Below are 14,847 nucleotides of genomic sequence, written 5' to 3' on the forward strand. Positions count from 1 at the left end.
AGGGTTTGGTGTTGTTCACTGCAATTGAGTACGACACAACACCCTGTAGGAGCGGGCTTGCCCGCGAAGGGGCCATCAGCCTCAAAACAATGCCATTTGACACACACCGGCCATCCGGCAAAGCTGCATCGAGCCTGAACGCGCCCTGACGGCAATCGCACCCGGACCATGGAAGTCGTAATGCGCAAACATAAAAATAAAGCTGCAAACCCACACCCTGATTCGCAACCGACCCTGATCAACCGTTACCTTTTCCCTGTCACCATCGGCATCTTGCTGCTCACAGTCGCGGGTATTGGCTGGTTTTTGCTGAGCAGTGCACCGACGCTACTCCAGCCAGTCCCTGTCAGCGCCCCTGTCGTCGAATCGGCCAAACCGCAACCGGTCGCTCTCGCGCCTGCGAAAATGGTCGACGAGCAACAATGCCAGGGCTGCCACGGCGAGCAGGTCAAGGACTGGCAAGGCTCCCATCACCAGTTGGCGATGCAGCAAGCCAACGCCAACACCCTGCTCGGCGACTTCAATAACGTCACCTTCAAGACCGAAAAAGAGACTACGGTGTTCTCGCGCAAAGGCGACGAATTCTGGGTCAACACTCCCGGCGTCGACGGCAAGAATGCCAACTTCAAGGTGGCCTATGCTTTTGGCGTCGCCCCCTTGCAGCAATACCTGCTCGAGGTTGGCGAAGGCCGCTTGCAGGCCCTCGGCGTAGCCTGGGATACCGAGAAGCACCGCTGGTTTCACCTGTATCCGGGCCAGGGCGTGAACTTCAAGAACCCGCTGCACTGGAGCAAACCGAGCCAGAACGCCAATTTCATGTGTGTCGAGTGTCACACCACCGGTTTCAAACGCAATTTCGATGCGGCGAAAAACACCTTCGACAGCCACTGGAACAGCCTCGGTGTCGGTTGTCAGGCCTGCCACGGTCCGGCGTCCAACCACCTGGAATGGACGGCGAAGAAAACCGACCTGATCCATGCCGGATTTGCCGTCGACCTCATGGACAAGAACGCCACTGTCGAAATCGAAACCTGCGCCCGCTGCCACTCGCGCCGCGCGCCGCTGGACGACGGTTACACGGTCGGCAAGCGCCTGATGGACGACTACCTGCCGAGCGTCCTGACCCGTGAACTGTACGCGCTGGACGGCAAGATCAAGGACGAAGTGTTCGAACACGGCTCTTTCGCCCAGAGCAAAATGTTCGACAAGGGCGTGCGTTGCAGCAACTGCCACAACCCGCACAGCACTCAATTGAAAGCGCCAGGCAACAGCGTTTGCCTGCAATGCCATAACGCCACCAGCAAAACCACCGTGGAAGACGTCGACGGCAAGGGCCTGCAAGCGAAAAACTACGATTCAATCGAACACACGCGCCACACCATGGGCCAACCGGGCTCGCAGTGCGTGGATTGCCATATGCCCGGCAAGTTCTACATGGGCAATGACTTTCGGCATGACCACAGTTTCAGCATTCCCGACCCTGAGCGAGCAAAAAAACTCGGTTCGCCTGACGCCTGCCTGACCTGCCACCAGGGCAAGGCCGGCGACAAGATCACCGGGCAACTCAAACTGTGGAACACCGCCAACGCCAGCGCGGTGCAAGCCCCGCGTTACGACGAAAGCCTGTGGTTGATCCGTAACGGTCAACCGGGTGCGGCGCTGGCGCTGTTCGAGCAACTGCAACGCAGCAATCTGCCGGCGATCCAGCGCGCCACGCTGCTCGGCGAATTGTCGCTGTATCCGAGCGAACAAGCGTTGAAACTGGCCACCAGGGACCTGAGCAATACGGCGCCTCAAGTACGTGAGAGCGCCATACGCGCGCTCAGCGCATTCCTGCCGCCACCGGAACGCGCGCAGCTGCTGACCCCCTTGTTGAATGATCCTGTCAGAGCAGTGCGCATCGCCGCCGCCCGGGATTTGCTCAGTGTGGCGCGCAACGGCCTGGGCACGGCTCAGGACAGCTGGAATGCCGCTATCGTCGAATACGAGGCGGTGCAAAAGAGTCTGGTCGAGCGTGCCGAGGCCAACCTGAACCTGGCCATGCTCTATCAGGCAGATGGCCGCAGCGCAGAAGTCGAAGGTTTGCTGCGTACCGCCTTGCAGCGCGACCCGGACTTCTACCCGGCGCTGGTCACCCTGGTGCAATGGCTGGAGGCCAACGGTCGCCGTCAGGAAGGCCATGTCCTGCTGGCGCAAAGCCTCAAGGACCACCCTGACTCAGGCCTGCTGCAACACACCCAGGGCCTTGCGCTGATTCGCGCGGGCAAGGCCGCACAAGCCATGCCGTACCTGCGCAAGGCCGCGCAACTGGAGCCACAGAGCGGACAGTTCGGCTATGTGCTGGCGGTGGCCCTGCATGACAGCGGCAAGATTGACGAGGCGTGCGCAGAGCTGGAACGGCTGTTGAAAGAACAACCGTCCAACCGCAATGCCCGCTTGTCATTGATCCAGTACTACCTGGACAACGGCCAGGAGCCCAAGGCGCAGGTGCTGTTGCAGGGCTGGAAGAAAATGAACATGGGGGACCCGGCATTGAAATAACAGCTGGTGTCACACCTCAAACGCTTTGCTTGCCCTGGCAAAAGTGTATCGAAACCAAGGCGTGAAATGCTCCGGATCCCGGAGCATGCGCGCCTCTATTTGCCCTCGGGACAGGTAACAAAACGCTTGGGCTTCATCTGGGTTCAGTACCGGCAACTGGTCGCTGACCCCATAAAATACGTGACCGTATTCGTGCTCCACCAAGCCTTGGTCAACCTCCAGCCGGTACTTGATCTCAAAGCCCTTGTGTAGCGTACACCTGATGCCCATTTCCTCTTCAAGCCGCCTCTGTGCCGCTGCAAGTGTGTCCTCCCCTGGGTAAGGATGACCACAACAGGCGTTACTCCAAAGCCCGCCACAGTGGTATTTGTCCGCGGCGCGCTGCTGGAGCAAAAGCTCACTGCGCGAGTTGAACACGTAGACCGTGACCGCTCGGTGCATCAGCCCCTTTTCGTGGGCTGCAAGCTTTTCCATTTCGCCCACCGGTTGGTCTTTTTCATCAACCAGAATCACTTTGATCTCAGCCATCACAGCTTCACCAGATGCAACTGAACCATGCGCAAGGTACCGACAACGTACAGTGGATCGCCGGCAATATGCGCCAGCTGGGCAAGAATGGAATCAGCCTCTTGCCCAGTACACAACCCCATCGAGACCAAGGGTTGATGAATTTGCGTAAATGAACGCCAAAGCAGGCTTTTCTGGCGGTCGGTAGCCAGGATCGGCTGGCTGAACGAATAAGCCTTTACCCGGACACTGTCCAGTGCATGAACATAGCGCCATAACGGATCAATACAGTCAAAACGCAAGCCCATCCTCGAGGTCAGTGCTTGTCCGAGGGCGTTCGCACGATCGAGCGCTTCATGGCGTGGATAACAGAAAAAGGGAAATCCCGGCTCTTCGATCAGCAGTGAACCGCCCGGCTTACAGAGTGCCAGAACGTTATGGAAGAAGGTGTTCCACTCTCTCAAGTGCAACAGGAGATAGCGGCAATAAACTGCATCTGCCTGTGGAATATCCGGGGCAGGGTCCAGCACATCATGACGATGGAAGCTGACATTCGGTACGTCGAGCGCCACCCGGTTCTGCTCACAGATAGACAGCTGCTCATCTGATAGATCCAGCCCGTAGACCCAGGCCCGGGAGAATGCCTTCGCCATCCAGCATGTCAGTTGGCCGTGACCACAACCAAGATCAATCAGAGTACGTGCCTGAGCTGGCAGGTGACGTTGCAGAAAGTCCTGGCTGCCTGGATCGTAGATGCTGGCCAGCACTTCGAGGCGCTCGCGATCGGCATCGCCCACGCGCAATAGATAGGACTGGGATTGGCTGTCCAATTAAAGCTCCATTTTCAAGGTTTATTTGCGGGTAGGGTCAGCGCTTGCTCAGCAGTACCGGCACATGCGAGGGGCAAAGGGTGAAGGCGTAAATTTCACTCGTTTCAACGGCGTCCGGGTCCGGTAGCACATGGAAGTTCCTGGCCAATGTGCTGATGGCCATGAGGCACTCCAGTTTCGCCAGGCGATGACCGGGGCAATACCTCGGCCCGGATCCAAAGGGCATGAAGGCCTTGTGGTTGTCATCGACATAGCGGGCGTCATCGAGCCAGCGTTCGGGGCGCATCTGCCAGGCATCGGTAAAGCAGCCAGACTGCTGTCCCAGGTGGCCCGGCAACAGGAACAACGGGGTGCCTCGGGTCACCGACACATTGTCGATCAGCACATCCTGGTTAGGCTCGAGCGTCAGGAGCGGAAACACCGGTTTGAGACGCATGCTTTCCTGTATGACTGCGTTGACGTAGCGCAACTCATCAATTTGCCTTATGTCGCTCAACCGGGTGCCGGCACCGATGACACTGTCCACCTCGCGCTGCATCTCACGCTGAATATCGGGGTGACGGGCCATGTAGTAAATCGTCCAGGCAATCGTATTGGCAGTGGTGTCCTCTCCCGCCAACAGGAAAGTCAGCACATTGCCGACAATCTCGCCATCGCTCAGGGCTCTGGTGTCATTGTTGTTCTGGTAGGCAACCAATGCTTCAACCATGTTACCCGGGCGCTCGCAAAGCGAGGGATCGACTGCAATACGCACGCGCGCCTGCGCGATCATTTCATTGACTGTCTGGTTTATTTGCGCAAGGGATGCGTCGAACTTGCGGTCCAACTTAGACTTCAGGTAACGCCAATAGGGAAATATCGCGGCCTGACGCCGCGCAGCCGTGTGCAAGAACTGCGACAGGTGCCCCTGCAGCACGCTGTCCTTGTCATTCAAGGTGTTCAGGTCATGACCAAAGGCAAACCCGGCAACGATGTCGACCGTATAGCTCATCGAATCCTGGCGAATATCAAACGCCCGCCGGGCGATAGCACGCGCGCGCCAATGGTTCTCAAGGCGTTCCGTGACTGCCTCCAGCCGACTCCAGAAATGTTTGACATGCAGTTTGTCAAATGCCGGCACAACCAACTCGCGATGGCGTCGCCACTTCTGCCCCTCGGCCACAAACACGCCATCGGCTCCAACTTCCAGGCCCAGCTCTTCCATTTTGCTCCATCGACGAAACTTTTCCGGACGATCGCGCAACAACTCGCCGATCAGTGCCGCATCGGAAATAACCAAAATACGGCGCCTACCGATTCTGAATGTATAGATAGAGCCATATCGGTCCGCCCACTCGCATAGTTGCCTGTAGACCTGCGATGACTTGAGTTGCAATGCATTACCGAGCAACGGCAACCCGGCGGGTCCGGGAAGTTGTTCAATCGCAGGCATTGCTACCCCCTGGTTCGACATCATTTCGAGAGGTCAGGCGTAAATAGGCATTTTTTAATGTTTGATCGAGTTGCCAATCCTGACTGGCACCTGTGCGACCACTGCTCTGGGCGAGTTCAGCGAGATGCAGACTGTCTTCTTTTCCTTTCCAGTTTTTCCGGTACTCACCCGATTTGTATCCATTGCGTTGTCGAAACACATGCAATTCATATTTTTCGCGGTACGTTGAAACCACAGCGTCCCAGTCACTCAGCCCCGACAGGCAAAATATGCGCTCCAGCACAGGCAAGGCAGCTATTCCAAACATCGCCAGGCCCGCGAACCGCTCCAATAGCTGCAGGACATCACAGGCCTTCAGGTCAATCACGCGCTGGTCGAACAGATAATGTTTCACATCGGGATCTGATTGCCCGACCAGGGCGCGCGCAGAAGTATTCAGGTCACCGCGATTTTCACTAATGTGATGGGAGAGGAAGAAGCTCAATACATCCATGAGTTCATATTGAAACTGTTGCAGGTCGGGGGTCTGGGGAGTCCACCACTTCCAGCCGTGATGGTCCATGGCCTCGGCGGTTTCAGCCAGAACGCCACGCAGATAAGGATACTGGGCACGGGACCAGTCCGGATCCACCAGGCAATTGAGACTGTTCTGCCATGAGACCAGCGACAGAGCCTGTTCAAACGAAATTCCCTCCATCCGATGAAACCTCTTCGATCTGACCACCCATTCAAGAGCTGAACAAAGTGTCATCTCGGAATCAGAGCAACTATCAGCTCTTTCGGATATGTGCGTAGGAAACTACGTTACAGATTCAGTTACCCATGAAAAGACCGGATCAGGGACGCTGGTTCGCATCAACTGACAGCACCCGGCGCATTCCGCCGTTCGGGATGCGCCCTTTTGCTAGTGATCTAGCCCCGCCGACGAAACAACGGCCGCGGCTCAATCACCGAACGCCCGTACACCACGCTCATCCCCGCCAATCCCTTCAATGCATCTTCTGCGGATTTGTCTTCACGCACGGCAAAGCTGTCGAAGCCGCATTGGCGCATGTGGCTGAGTTGATCGCGCAAGACATCGCCGATGGCGCGCAACTCGCCGGCCCATCCCAATCGCGTACGCAGCAGATACGCCTGGCTGTACCCGCGGCCATCGCGAAAGTTCGGAAAATCCAGGGCGATCAAGGGCAGTTGGGCAAGCCATGGCTGAAGGCTTTCCACTTCATCGTCCGGCCCCAGCCACACGCCGTTTTGCGACGGGTTTTCCAGCCAACGGCTCAGCGGCAGAATCGCGGCCCCCACGGGCAGCGATGCTTGCGGGTCGCGCACGAGCTTCCACGGATCATCCGCGACAATCCGCGCCATGCCCTCTTCCAGCCGCAACAGATTGTTCATGCCGACACCTCCAGCACTTTCGCATAGACCGCCTCCTTGAACGGCTCTAGCCCGATCCGCTGGAAGGCGTCGACGAACAGTTCTTCGCTTTCGCGATAACGCACGAAGGTGTCGATGATGCGCTCGATCACCTCGGGCACTTCGGCGGCGCTGAAGGACGGGCCAATGACCTTGCCCAACGCGCTGTGCTTGCCCTGGGCGCCGCCGAGGGTGATCTGGTACCACTCGGTGCCGTTCTTATCGACCCCCAGAATGCCGATGTTGCCGATGTGATGGTGACCGCAGGCATTCATGCAGCCGGAGATATTGAGGCTGATGTCGCCCAGGTCATGCAGGTAGTCGAGGTCTTCGAAGCGTGCGGCAATAGCCTTGGCGATGGGGATCGACTTGGCGTTGGCCAGCGCGCAGAAATCGCCACCGGGGCAGGCGATGATGTCGGTGAGCAATCCGGCGTTGGCGCTGCCCAGATTGTGTCCGCAGGCCAGGCGCCACAGGGTGAACAGATCGGCCTTGGACACGTCAGGAAGGACGATATTCTGTTCATGGGCAATGCGGATTTCGCCGAAGCCGAAGCGTTCGGACCACTCGGCCACTGCCTCCATCTGTTCGGTAGTGACATCGCCCGGTGGCGCAGCGCTGCCGGGCTTGGTCGACAACACCACGCTGGCATAGCCCGATATTTTGTGCGGCTGCACATTACGCTGCACCCAACGAGCGAACGCCGGGTTTTCGGCCAGGTGCGTGCCGAAATCGAGGCTGGTGTCGGACAGATCACGATATGGCGGTGCGACGAACGCACTGGCCACACGCTCGAACTCGTCCAGGGTCAGTTGCGCCGGGCCGTCCTTGAGGTACTGCCACTCTTCCTCCACTTCCCGGGCGAAGGCCTCGATGCCCAGGGCTTTGACCAGGATCTTGATTCGCGCCTTGTACTTGTTGTCCCGCCGGCCATGGCGGTTATACACCCGCAGCACCGCCTCTACGTAAGACAGCAGGTGCTGCCACGGCAAGCCTTCGCGGATCTGCAAGCCAAGGATCGGCGTACGCCCCAGACCGCCGCCCACCATGACTCGCAGGAGCATGTGTCCTTCGCAACCCGGGTAAAGATAAAGGCCGATGTCATGCATCATGATCGCCGCACGGTCCTGCTCGGCCGAGCAGATGGCGATCTTGAACTTGCGCGGCAGGAACAGGAATTCCGGATTGATGGTCGACCACTGCCGCAGAATTTCCGCCAACGGTCGCGGGTCAATCATTTCGTCGGCCGCAACCCCGGCAAAGGCTTCGGTGGTGATGTTGCGCACGCAGTTGCCGGAGGTCTGGATCGCATGCATTTCCACCTCGGCCAGGCGTTCGAGGATGTCCGGCACCTGGGCCAGTTCGATCCAGTTGAACTGCATGTTCTGTCGAGTGGTGAAATGGCCGTAGCCGCGATCGTAATCCCGGGCGATGCTCGCCAACGTACGCAACTGCCGGGCACTCAGCGTGCCGTAGGGAATCGCCACCCGCAGCATGTAGGCGTGCTTTTGCATGTACAGGCCGTTCTGCAGGCGCAACGGCAGGAACTCTTCTTCGTTCAGCTCACCAGCCATGAAGCGCTCGACCTGATCACGGAACTGCGCAACCCGTTCGAACACCAGCGCCCGGTCGTAGTCGTCGTACTGATACATGTAAATACCTCATCAGGATTGCGGGGCATCGGGCTCTGTGGCTCGTTCATAAGAGCGACTATGCGCCAGCGGTGCAGCACGTTACAGATTCACCTGAGTCGTTAAAAACCGTATCAGAGCGCGTAAGATCGCCGCAGCAGCGCAACTTATCTGATCCGCACAAATGAGATATTTCTGAACCTGTTTTGTTTTCTCCACGGTTTTTACAGTGCATGTCATTGCAACCGTGGAAGCATCGATCATGAGCACAACAACTATCGGACAGGCCTATAACTACAAGGTCGTCCGCCAATTCATCGTGGCGACCGTGGTCTGGGGCGTCGTGGGGATGGCGATGGGCGTGTGGATCGCCTCGCAACTGGTGTGGCCGCAGATGAACCTGGACCTGCCGTGGACCACCTTTGGCCGCTTGCGCCCGCTGCACACCAGCCTGGTGATTTTCGGTTTCGCCGGCAGCGCGCAATTCGCCGCCAGCTATTACGCGGTGCAGCGTACCTGCCAGGTGCGGCTGTTCTCGGACACACTCGCCGCCTTCACGTTCTGGGGCTGGCAGTCGGTGATTGTGGTGATGCTGATCACCCTGCCGCTGGGCTACACCACCACCAAGGAATACGCCGAAATCGAATTTACCGGCGCGGTGTGGATGACCGTGGTCTGGGTTGCATACGCCGTGGTGTTCTTCACTACCGTAGTGCAACGCAAGACCAGACACATTTACGTCGGCAACTGGTTCTTCGGTGCATTCATCGTGGTCATCGCCATGCTGCACGTGGTCAATCACCTGTCGATTCCAGTCGACTGGTTCAAGTCCTATCCGGTGTACTCCGGGGCCACCGACGCCATGGTGCAATGGTGGTACGGGCACAACGCCGTGGGCTTTTTCCTGACCACCGGTTTCCTGGGGATGATGTATTACTTCGTGCCAAAACAAGTGGGCCGGCCGGTGTATTCCTATCGCCTGTCGATTGTGCACTTCTGGGCGCTGATCACCCTGTACATCTGGGCAGGTCCGCACCACTTGCACTACACCGCACTGCCGGACTGGGCTCAGTCCCTGGGCATGGCGATGTCGCTGATCCTGCTGGCGCCGAGTTGGGGCGGGATGATCAACGGAATGATGACCCTGTCCGGTGCCTGGCATAAGTTGCGCAGCGACCCGATCCTGCGTTTCCTGGTGCTGTCTCTGGCGTTCTACGGCATGTCGACCTTCGAAGGGCCGATGATGGCGATCAAGACCGTCAACGCCCTCTCCCACTACACCGACTGGACCATCGGCCACGTACACGCAGGCGCCTTGGGCTGGGTGGCGATGATTACCTTCGGTGCGACCTATCACATGGTGCCAAAGGTATTCGGACGCGATCAGATGCACAGCACGCCGCTGATCAACCTGCACTTTTGGCTGGCGACCATCGGCACCGTGCTGTACATCGCCTCGATGTGGGTCAACGGTATCACCCAGGGCCTGATGTGGCGCGCGATCAACGATGACGGCACGCTGACCTACTCCTTCGTCGAAGCCTTGCAGGCCAGCCATCCGGGATTCGTCGTGCGCTTTGCCGGCGGGGTGTTCTTCCTCAGCGGCATGCTGCTGATGGCCTACAACGTGTGGCGCACGGTGCGGGTAACGGACGTGGCGATGGCCGAACGCGAGGCGCGGTTAGCCTGATGATTGAAATCATATTGAACATTCCGGGTGTGGCATTTTTGTGGTTCGCCATCGAGTATTGTCTGCGCCACCAGACCGCCGAGAGCCTGGACGATGCGAGCCTGATCCCGTTTGCGGATGACCCGGAAGTGGCGCGGCGGGTGGAGTTGGCGACGGGCAAGACAGTGAATGCGGTGGCGCCTGAAGTGCCGAAACCGGGGTGGGGCAACCTCGAAATCTGAGGCACCACTGACCATTGTAGGAGTGAGCCTGCTCCGGGCGGCGTTCCGACGATGGCGTTTCAGCATTCAACATGTATGTTGCTGACAGTCCGCCATCGCGAGCAGGCTCACTCCTACAGGGTTATTTGTCTCAACTGCGCTCCCGGGGAATCAGGCTTTGCAGTTGTTGCGCCAGGAAGTTTGCATCGAACTCAAAAGTGTCCGGGTCTTTCAAGCCATTGGTCTTGCGCCACTGCCAGCCAGTGGATGGCGGCAGGCACACCAGTGACACGCTGCCATAACGTGCTGCTGTAAAGCCCATCACCGCCACGCAAATCTGCCCGCCGACACCCATCACCTCCGGGACGAATTCCACCGGTTTGCCAGCGATCAGGATGCTCAGCTTTTCGGTCTTGAATGCAGAGGTCTCCACCGGAACACTCGGCCCCGACGCGACATACACTTCGCGATTCACTTCGAGCAGGTCAGGTGCCTTGACCGGTTCCAGCCACTGCTGGATCTGATCGAACAGCGCACCAATGCGCCTCGCCCACTCGGCCGATTGCGACTCGAACACTTGCTTTTTGTGCGCTTCGCTTTCGGCGTAGTGGCGAAGCATTTCGCCCAGTTGCTGTACATCGTCCATTGCAGTGTTCCTTTGGTTGCAGCGGTGTTACGGACATTGAGCATGGCAGATGCGAGAGGCCGATGTGCGACTAACAGCCAGGAGGTATGCCAGGGGTTCGCCCAGGGCGGCTGACTCAACCGGCCTTGGGCGGGCGACGCAGGCGCGCCATGCTCAAGGTATCCACCAGCACGCCGTCGCGCACGGCGTAATCACGGAACAGGCCCTCGGTTTCGAAACCGAACTTGCGGTACAGGGCAATGGCCGCTTCGTTGTCGGCGTACACCGAAAGCTCGATGCGCTGCAGATTCATCCAGTTGTCAGCGATATCCAGTGCCGTCGCGAGCAGCTTCGAACCCACGCCCTTGCCCTGCCACGCCACCGCAACGCCCATACCGAAACTGCCGGCATGGCTGCGACGAATGCGTGAGAACTGCTCCAGGCCAATGTTGCCGATAACCGTTCCTTGGTGCAGGGCCACCACTTTCACCAGGCGTTCGTTATCCAGCGCCAGGCGACTGCGCCACAGCTCGGTGGACTGAAACGGCATTTGCAGGGTTTGTCGGGCGATCTCCGGGGCGTTGTACAGCGCCGTGATGCCTTCGATATGGGACTCGTTGAAGCGTTCGAGGGTAATAACGGGTTCGGTGGCTGGCATGGGTGAATCATCCTTGAAGCAGACATGGCCGTTCACTCTATAACGCTACCTTCGGGTGTGGCGAGTACCAATGTGGGAGCACTCAGCTTTCGAACCACGCCCGGCGCTCGCTGAAGGTGTTTTCGATCAACTCGACGATCATCCTTACCTGCGCATCGTCCCCGGAACTGGCATTGACCGCCATCCACACCTGACGTCGCATCGGCTGGTCAAACAGGCCCGGCAAGGCGATCAGCCCGCGGTCGAAGTGGCTCATGTAGTGCGGCAGCAGGCCGATGCAGGCACTGCAACGGATCATCTCCAGCATCAGCTCCCAGGATTGCAGTTGCACCGCTCCGGCCAGGCGCTGATCCACCAGCGCATTCCATGGCCGCAAGCTTTCGACATGGCCGTCCTGCTGCCATTGCACCAGGAGAAAACCGGCCAGGTCATCCACGCATTCCGGCCTGGAAGCGACCCGCGAGTAGCGCTTGGCAATGTGCGGCAGGTAATCCAGTTGCACCAGACGCCGGGGTTCAGTGGTGGCAAAGCTTGGCCCCGGTAACGGCGACTCGGTCTCGCCCAGCCACACCACCACGTCGGCGCTGACCGCCTGCAATGACAATTCGCTGTCGAGCGTGATGATGTCCAGCCGCAGGCTGGCATTGCGCCGCAGCAGTGCAACCAGGCCGCGTCCGAGAAGGTCATGCAGGATCGAATCCGCCACGGCCAGACGAATCAACGGCTGCTCGATCACCGGCAAATTGCGCTCATGGGCCAGGGCGATCAATTGTGCGTGCAAACGCAAGCCATCGCGGCTGAGGCTCAAACCATTGTCTGAATGGTTGAACAGTGAACACTCGAGCTGCGTCTCCAGCAGCAACAGTTGCCTGCGCAGGCGGGTGGCCTTGAGGTTGAGACTGCGGGCGGCCTGCATGAAGCAACCGCAACGGGCGCTGGCGGTGAAACACAGCGCCAGTTCGGGGTCGATACCTGCTGCCAACTGGCGCCAGGAGGTGTTTTTTTCAATGGCTACACGATACTCGGTAGCCCCCAGGCGGGTGCTGGTTTCCATGACTGACATCGAGGACTCCCTGTCGATCTGACACTGACAGTTGCATCCTGCGGATCGTTCATGAACCTGCCATGACAAAGACTCAGGTACTGGGCGCCTGGCGAAAGCTCACGGCCAGGCGGTTCCAGCTGTTGATGGTGGTGACGGCGATGGTCAAGTCGACCATTTCGCTTTCACTGAACTGCTCCCGGGTCTGGGTGTAGACATCGTCCGGCACGTGGCTTTCGGAGAGCAAAGTGACCGCCTCGGTCCAGGCCAGCGCGGCTCTTTCCCGCGGATTGAAAAAATTACTGTCGCGCCAGACCGCTATGCAATAGAGGCGCCGATCGCTTTCGCCCAGGCGCCGTGCATCCACCGAATGCATGTCGGTGCAAAAGGCACAGCCATTGAGCTGCGAAGCACGAATCTTGATCAGGTGCAGCAGGCCCTGCTCGATGCTCAGGCTGCTGGTCAGGGCCTCCATCGCGATCATGGCTTTCATCGCTTTGGGGGACGCGCTGTAGTAATCCAGGCGAAGGGTCATGGAGCGATCTCGTGCAGCAGTGATGTGACCTTCACCGTAGTCGCTGGCGCTCAGGCATGACAGATCCAATCAGGCGATTTCCCCGGGGACCACCGCCACCAGACCAATTGACGGTTTTTCCACTGCACAACTTCTGTACCACAAGCGGATAGGGGTAATCTTGCGCGACGCACACGCGCCTCAACAGCCCCGGAGCCTCGCCGGTATGGAACTACATGTTGTCATCAACGGCCGCAAGGACCTGGCCGGCCAGCTGTACAACCAACTGCGCAGCGCCATCGAGTCCGGTCGCCTGACCGCCGGGACACAACTGCCGCCCAGCCGTTTGCTGGCCGAGCAATTGGGTATTTCGCGCAAGACCATTTCCGATACCTACGCCCAGCTGACCTACGAAAACTTCCTCACCGGCGTGGTCGGCAAAGGCACTTACGTCAACGCGCGCACTTCGAAGGTGCAGCGTAAACAGAGCCATTGCGAGCTTGCGGGTTTCGAGGTGATCGAGTCCTGGCGCAACCTGCCGGTGTTTCTGCGTCACCCGACGCTTGAGGGCTCGCTGCGCTACGACTTCATCGGCGGCGCCACCGGCAAGGGCCAGTTTCCCCAGGATGACTGGCGACGCTGCACCTCTCACGCACTGCGCCAGATTGCCGGTTCCAAAGGCCTCTACAGCCTGCCAGAGGGTTTGCCAGCCCTGCGCAACGCCATTGCCCGGCACATCGCGTTCTCCCGCGGGGTCAATTGCCAGGATGAGGATGTGGTGGTGTGCAACGGCGCGCAGCAGGCGCTGGACCTGATCGCCCGGGTGCTGATCAGTCCGGGTAGCCTGGTCGCTATGGAAGACCCAGGCTACCCGCCGGCACGGCTGCTGTTCGGCAGCCATGGCGCCACGGTGATTGGCGTACCGGTGGACGCCGAAGGCATTGTGGTGGACCAGATTCCTCGCGGTACGCGCCTGATCTACGTCACCCCTTCGCACCAGTTCCCGTTGGGCATGCCGATGAGCCAGGCGCGGCGGGTAGCCCTGCTGGCCAAGGCTCATGAGCTGGGCGCGATCATCATCGAGGACGACTACGACAGCGAATTCCGCTATGAGGGCCGTCCTGCCGATTCCCTGCAAAGCATGGATGAACGGGGGATCGTCGCTTACGTCGGCACGTTCTCGAAAACCCTGTTGCCGGAACTGCGGCTCGGCTATGCGATCCTGCCGCCAGCGATCCTCGAGGCCGTGGTGCGTGCCAAACAGCTCACCGACCTGCACACTTCGACCCTGCCGCAATGGGCGCTGGCCAAGTTCATCGCCGAAGGCTGCCTGCTCAAGCACATCCGGCGCTGCCATACGATCTATGCCGGGCGCCGCGAGCGAATCCTGGCGCGCATGGCCGGCGATCTCTCGCCCTGGCTCGAGGCGGTGCCGACCACCGCCGGTTTCCATATGGTGGTGATGTGCAAAGTGCCGATGGATATTCCATTGGTGATCGAACTGGCGAAAAAAGTCGAAGTCGGGCTCTATGCCATCGACAGTTTCTTCTATCAGCAAGCGCCCAAGGCCGGGCTTTTCCTCGGTTTTGGCGCCATCGAAACCCTTGATATCGACATCGCCCTGGACCGTTTGCGCGACATTCTGCAGCAGGTGGCCTGACGGATTGGCCTGCGGCTTTATCCGGCGATTGGCTATTGGCGGTCCACGGGGGCAGGCCTATCCTGCATAGGCGTTATCCCTCAATGAGCAGGATTCGTCCGGCC

At 59.1% G+C, this 14,847-nt stretch carries 14 protein-coding genes; 4 read left to right on the top strand and 10 right to left on the bottom strand.

The window, feature by feature from the left end; translation table 11 throughout:
* Window positions 1–180: 180 nt before the first annotated feature.
* The gene (locus tag KW849_RS06090; protein ID WP_218428570.1) at window positions 181–2,541 is read left to right on the top strand and encodes a tetratricopeptide repeat protein; all 2,361 of its coding nucleotides are present in this window, start codon (window positions 181–183) and stop codon (window positions 2,539–2,541) included.
* A 9-nt stretch (window positions 2,542–2,550) separates the two neighbouring features.
* Here KW849_RS06090 and idi read toward each other — a convergent pair whose 3' ends face one another.
* The 6 genes from idi to KW849_RS06120 form a co-directional block, all read right to left on the bottom strand.
* Window positions 2,551–3,069 (bottom strand): isopentenyl-diphosphate Delta-isomerase, encoded by a 519-nt coding sequence (idi, locus tag KW849_RS06095; RefSeq protein WP_218428571.1) that lies wholly within the window; start codon window positions 3,067–3,069, stop codon window positions 2,551–2,553.
* Window positions 3,069–3,878, bottom strand: a complete 810-nt coding sequence (locus tag KW849_RS06100) for a bifunctional 2-polyprenyl-6-hydroxyphenol methylase/3-demethylubiquinol 3-O-methyltransferase UbiG (RefSeq protein ID WP_218428572.1) — start codon at window positions 3,876–3,878, stop codon at window positions 3,069–3,071. Before KW849_RS06100 ends, idi begins: the two co-directional genes overlap by 1 nt.
* 37 nt (window positions 3,879–3,915) lie before the next feature.
* Window positions 3,916–5,310 carry a cytochrome P450 gene (locus tag KW849_RS06105; RefSeq protein ID WP_218428573.1) on the bottom strand — a complete coding sequence of 465 codons (1,395 nt, stop codon included), beginning with the start codon at window positions 5,308–5,310 and terminating at the stop codon, window positions 3,916–3,918.
* Window positions 5,297–6,007 carry a dUTP diphosphatase gene (locus KW849_RS06110; RefSeq protein ID WP_218428574.1) on the bottom strand — a complete coding sequence of 237 codons (711 nt, stop codon included), beginning with the start codon at window positions 6,005–6,007 and terminating at the stop codon, window positions 5,297–5,299. The genes KW849_RS06105 and KW849_RS06110 overlap by 14 nt, the downstream gene beginning before the upstream one ends.
* A 215-nt stretch (window positions 6,008–6,222) precedes the next feature.
* Window positions 6,223–6,705, bottom strand: a complete 483-nt coding sequence (locus tag KW849_RS06115) for a DUF934 domain-containing protein (RefSeq protein WP_218428575.1) — start codon at window positions 6,703–6,705, stop codon at window positions 6,223–6,225.
* Window positions 6,702–8,375 carry a nitrite/sulfite reductase gene (locus tag KW849_RS06120; protein WP_218428576.1) on the bottom strand — a complete coding sequence of 558 codons (1,674 nt, stop codon included), beginning with the start codon at window positions 8,373–8,375 and terminating at the stop codon, window positions 6,702–6,704. Before KW849_RS06120 ends, KW849_RS06115 begins: the two co-directional genes overlap by 4 nt.
* Window positions 8,376–8,616: 241 nt before the next feature.
* Here KW849_RS06120 and ccoN point away from each other — a divergent pair, with 241 nt between their 5' ends.
* Entirely contained in the window at window positions 8,617–10,044 is a 1,428-nt protein-coding gene (gene ccoN, locus KW849_RS06125) for a cytochrome-c oxidase, cbb3-type subunit I (protein WP_218428577.1), read from the top strand.
* On the top strand, window positions 10,044–10,265 hold the full coding sequence (locus KW849_RS06130) for a cbb3-type cytochrome c oxidase subunit 3 (protein ID WP_218428578.1): 222 nt from the start codon (window positions 10,044–10,046) through the stop codon (window positions 10,263–10,265). The genes ccoN and KW849_RS06130 overlap by 1 nt, the downstream gene beginning before the upstream one ends.
* A gap of 130 nt (window positions 10,266–10,395) precedes the next feature.
* Here the strand turns inward: KW849_RS06130 and KW849_RS06135 are convergent, their stop codons facing one another.
* The 4 genes from KW849_RS06135 to KW849_RS06150 form a co-directional block, all read right to left on the bottom strand.
* Window positions 10,396–10,890 carry a hypothetical protein gene (locus tag KW849_RS06135; RefSeq protein WP_218428579.1) on the bottom strand — a complete coding sequence of 165 codons (495 nt, stop codon included), beginning with the start codon at window positions 10,888–10,890 and terminating at the stop codon, window positions 10,396–10,398.
* 115 nt (window positions 10,891–11,005) lie between these two features.
* Complete coding sequence (locus KW849_RS06140) at window positions 11,006–11,527, bottom strand: GNAT family N-acetyltransferase (protein WP_008020048.1); 522 nt, start codon at window positions 11,525–11,527, stop codon at window positions 11,006–11,008.
* An 82-nt stretch (window positions 11,528–11,609) separates the two neighbouring features.
* Window positions 11,610–12,590, bottom strand: coding sequence for a LysR family transcriptional regulator (locus KW849_RS06145; RefSeq protein WP_218428580.1), 981 nt, complete (start codon window positions 12,588–12,590; stop codon window positions 11,610–11,612).
* Window positions 12,591–12,663: 73 nt separating this feature from the next.
* Window positions 12,664–13,104: a carboxymuconolactone decarboxylase family protein gene (locus KW849_RS06150; RefSeq protein WP_218428581.1), complete on the bottom strand. Its 441-nt coding sequence runs from the start codon at window positions 13,102–13,104 to the stop codon at window positions 12,664–12,666.
* Between the two features lie 205 nt (window positions 13,105–13,309).
* Here KW849_RS06150 and KW849_RS06155 point away from each other — a divergent pair, with 205 nt between their 5' ends.
* Window positions 13,310–14,743: a PLP-dependent aminotransferase family protein gene (locus KW849_RS06155; RefSeq protein WP_218428582.1), complete on the top strand. Its 1,434-nt coding sequence runs from the start codon at window positions 13,310–13,312 to the stop codon at window positions 14,741–14,743.
* The last annotated feature ends 104 nt before the right edge of the window (window positions 14,744–14,847 follow it).

Origin of the sequence: Pseudomonas sp. PDM26 (genome assembly GCF_019219185.1) — a bacterium.
GTDB lineage: Bacteria > Pseudomonadota > Gammaproteobacteria > Pseudomonadales > Pseudomonadaceae > Aquipseudomonas.

Excerpts from the sequence above, each read along its gene's own strand:
- KW849_RS06090 (WP_218428570.1), top strand. The coding sequence starts at position 181 with ATGCGCAAACATAAAAATAAAGCTGCAAACCCACACCCTGATTCGCAA.
- idi (WP_218428571.1), bottom strand. The coding sequence starts at position 3,069 with ATGGCTGAGATCAAAGTGATTCTGGTTGATGAAAAAGACCAACCGGTG.
- KW849_RS06105 (WP_218428573.1), bottom strand. The coding sequence starts at position 5,310 with ATGCCTGCGATTGAACAACTTCCCGGACCCGCCGGGTTGCCGTTGCTC.
- KW849_RS06110 (WP_218428574.1), bottom strand. The coding sequence starts at position 6,007 with ATGGAGGGAATTTCGTTTGAACAGGCTCTGTCGCTGGTCTCATGGCAG.
- KW849_RS06115 (WP_218428575.1), bottom strand. The coding sequence starts at position 6,705 with ATGAACAATCTGTTGCGGCTGGAAGAGGGCATGGCGCGGATTGTCGCG.
- KW849_RS06120 (WP_218428576.1), bottom strand. The coding sequence starts at position 8,375 with ATGTATCAGTACGACGACTACGACCGGGCGCTGGTGTTCGAACGGGTT.
- ccoN (WP_218428577.1), top strand. The coding sequence starts at position 8,617 with ATGAGCACAACAACTATCGGACAGGCCTATAACTACAAGGTCGTCCGC.
- KW849_RS06130 (WP_218428578.1), top strand. The coding sequence starts at position 10,044 with ATGATTGAAATCATATTGAACATTCCGGGTGTGGCATTTTTGTGGTTC.
- KW849_RS06135 (WP_218428579.1), bottom strand. The coding sequence starts at position 10,890 with ATGGACGATGTACAGCAACTGGGCGAAATGCTTCGCCACTACGCCGAA.
- KW849_RS06140 (WP_008020048.1), bottom strand. The coding sequence starts at position 11,527 with ATGCCAGCCACCGAACCCGTTATTACCCTCGAACGCTTCAACGAGTCC.
- KW849_RS06145 (WP_218428580.1), bottom strand. The coding sequence starts at position 12,590 with ATGTCAGTCATGGAAACCAGCACCCGCCTGGGGGCTACCGAGTATCGT.
- KW849_RS06150 (WP_218428581.1), bottom strand. The coding sequence starts at position 13,104 with ATGACCCTTCGCCTGGATTACTACAGCGCGTCCCCCAAAGCGATGAAA.
- KW849_RS06155 (WP_218428582.1), top strand. The coding sequence starts at position 13,310 with ATGGAACTACATGTTGTCATCAACGGCCGCAAGGACCTGGCCGGCCAG.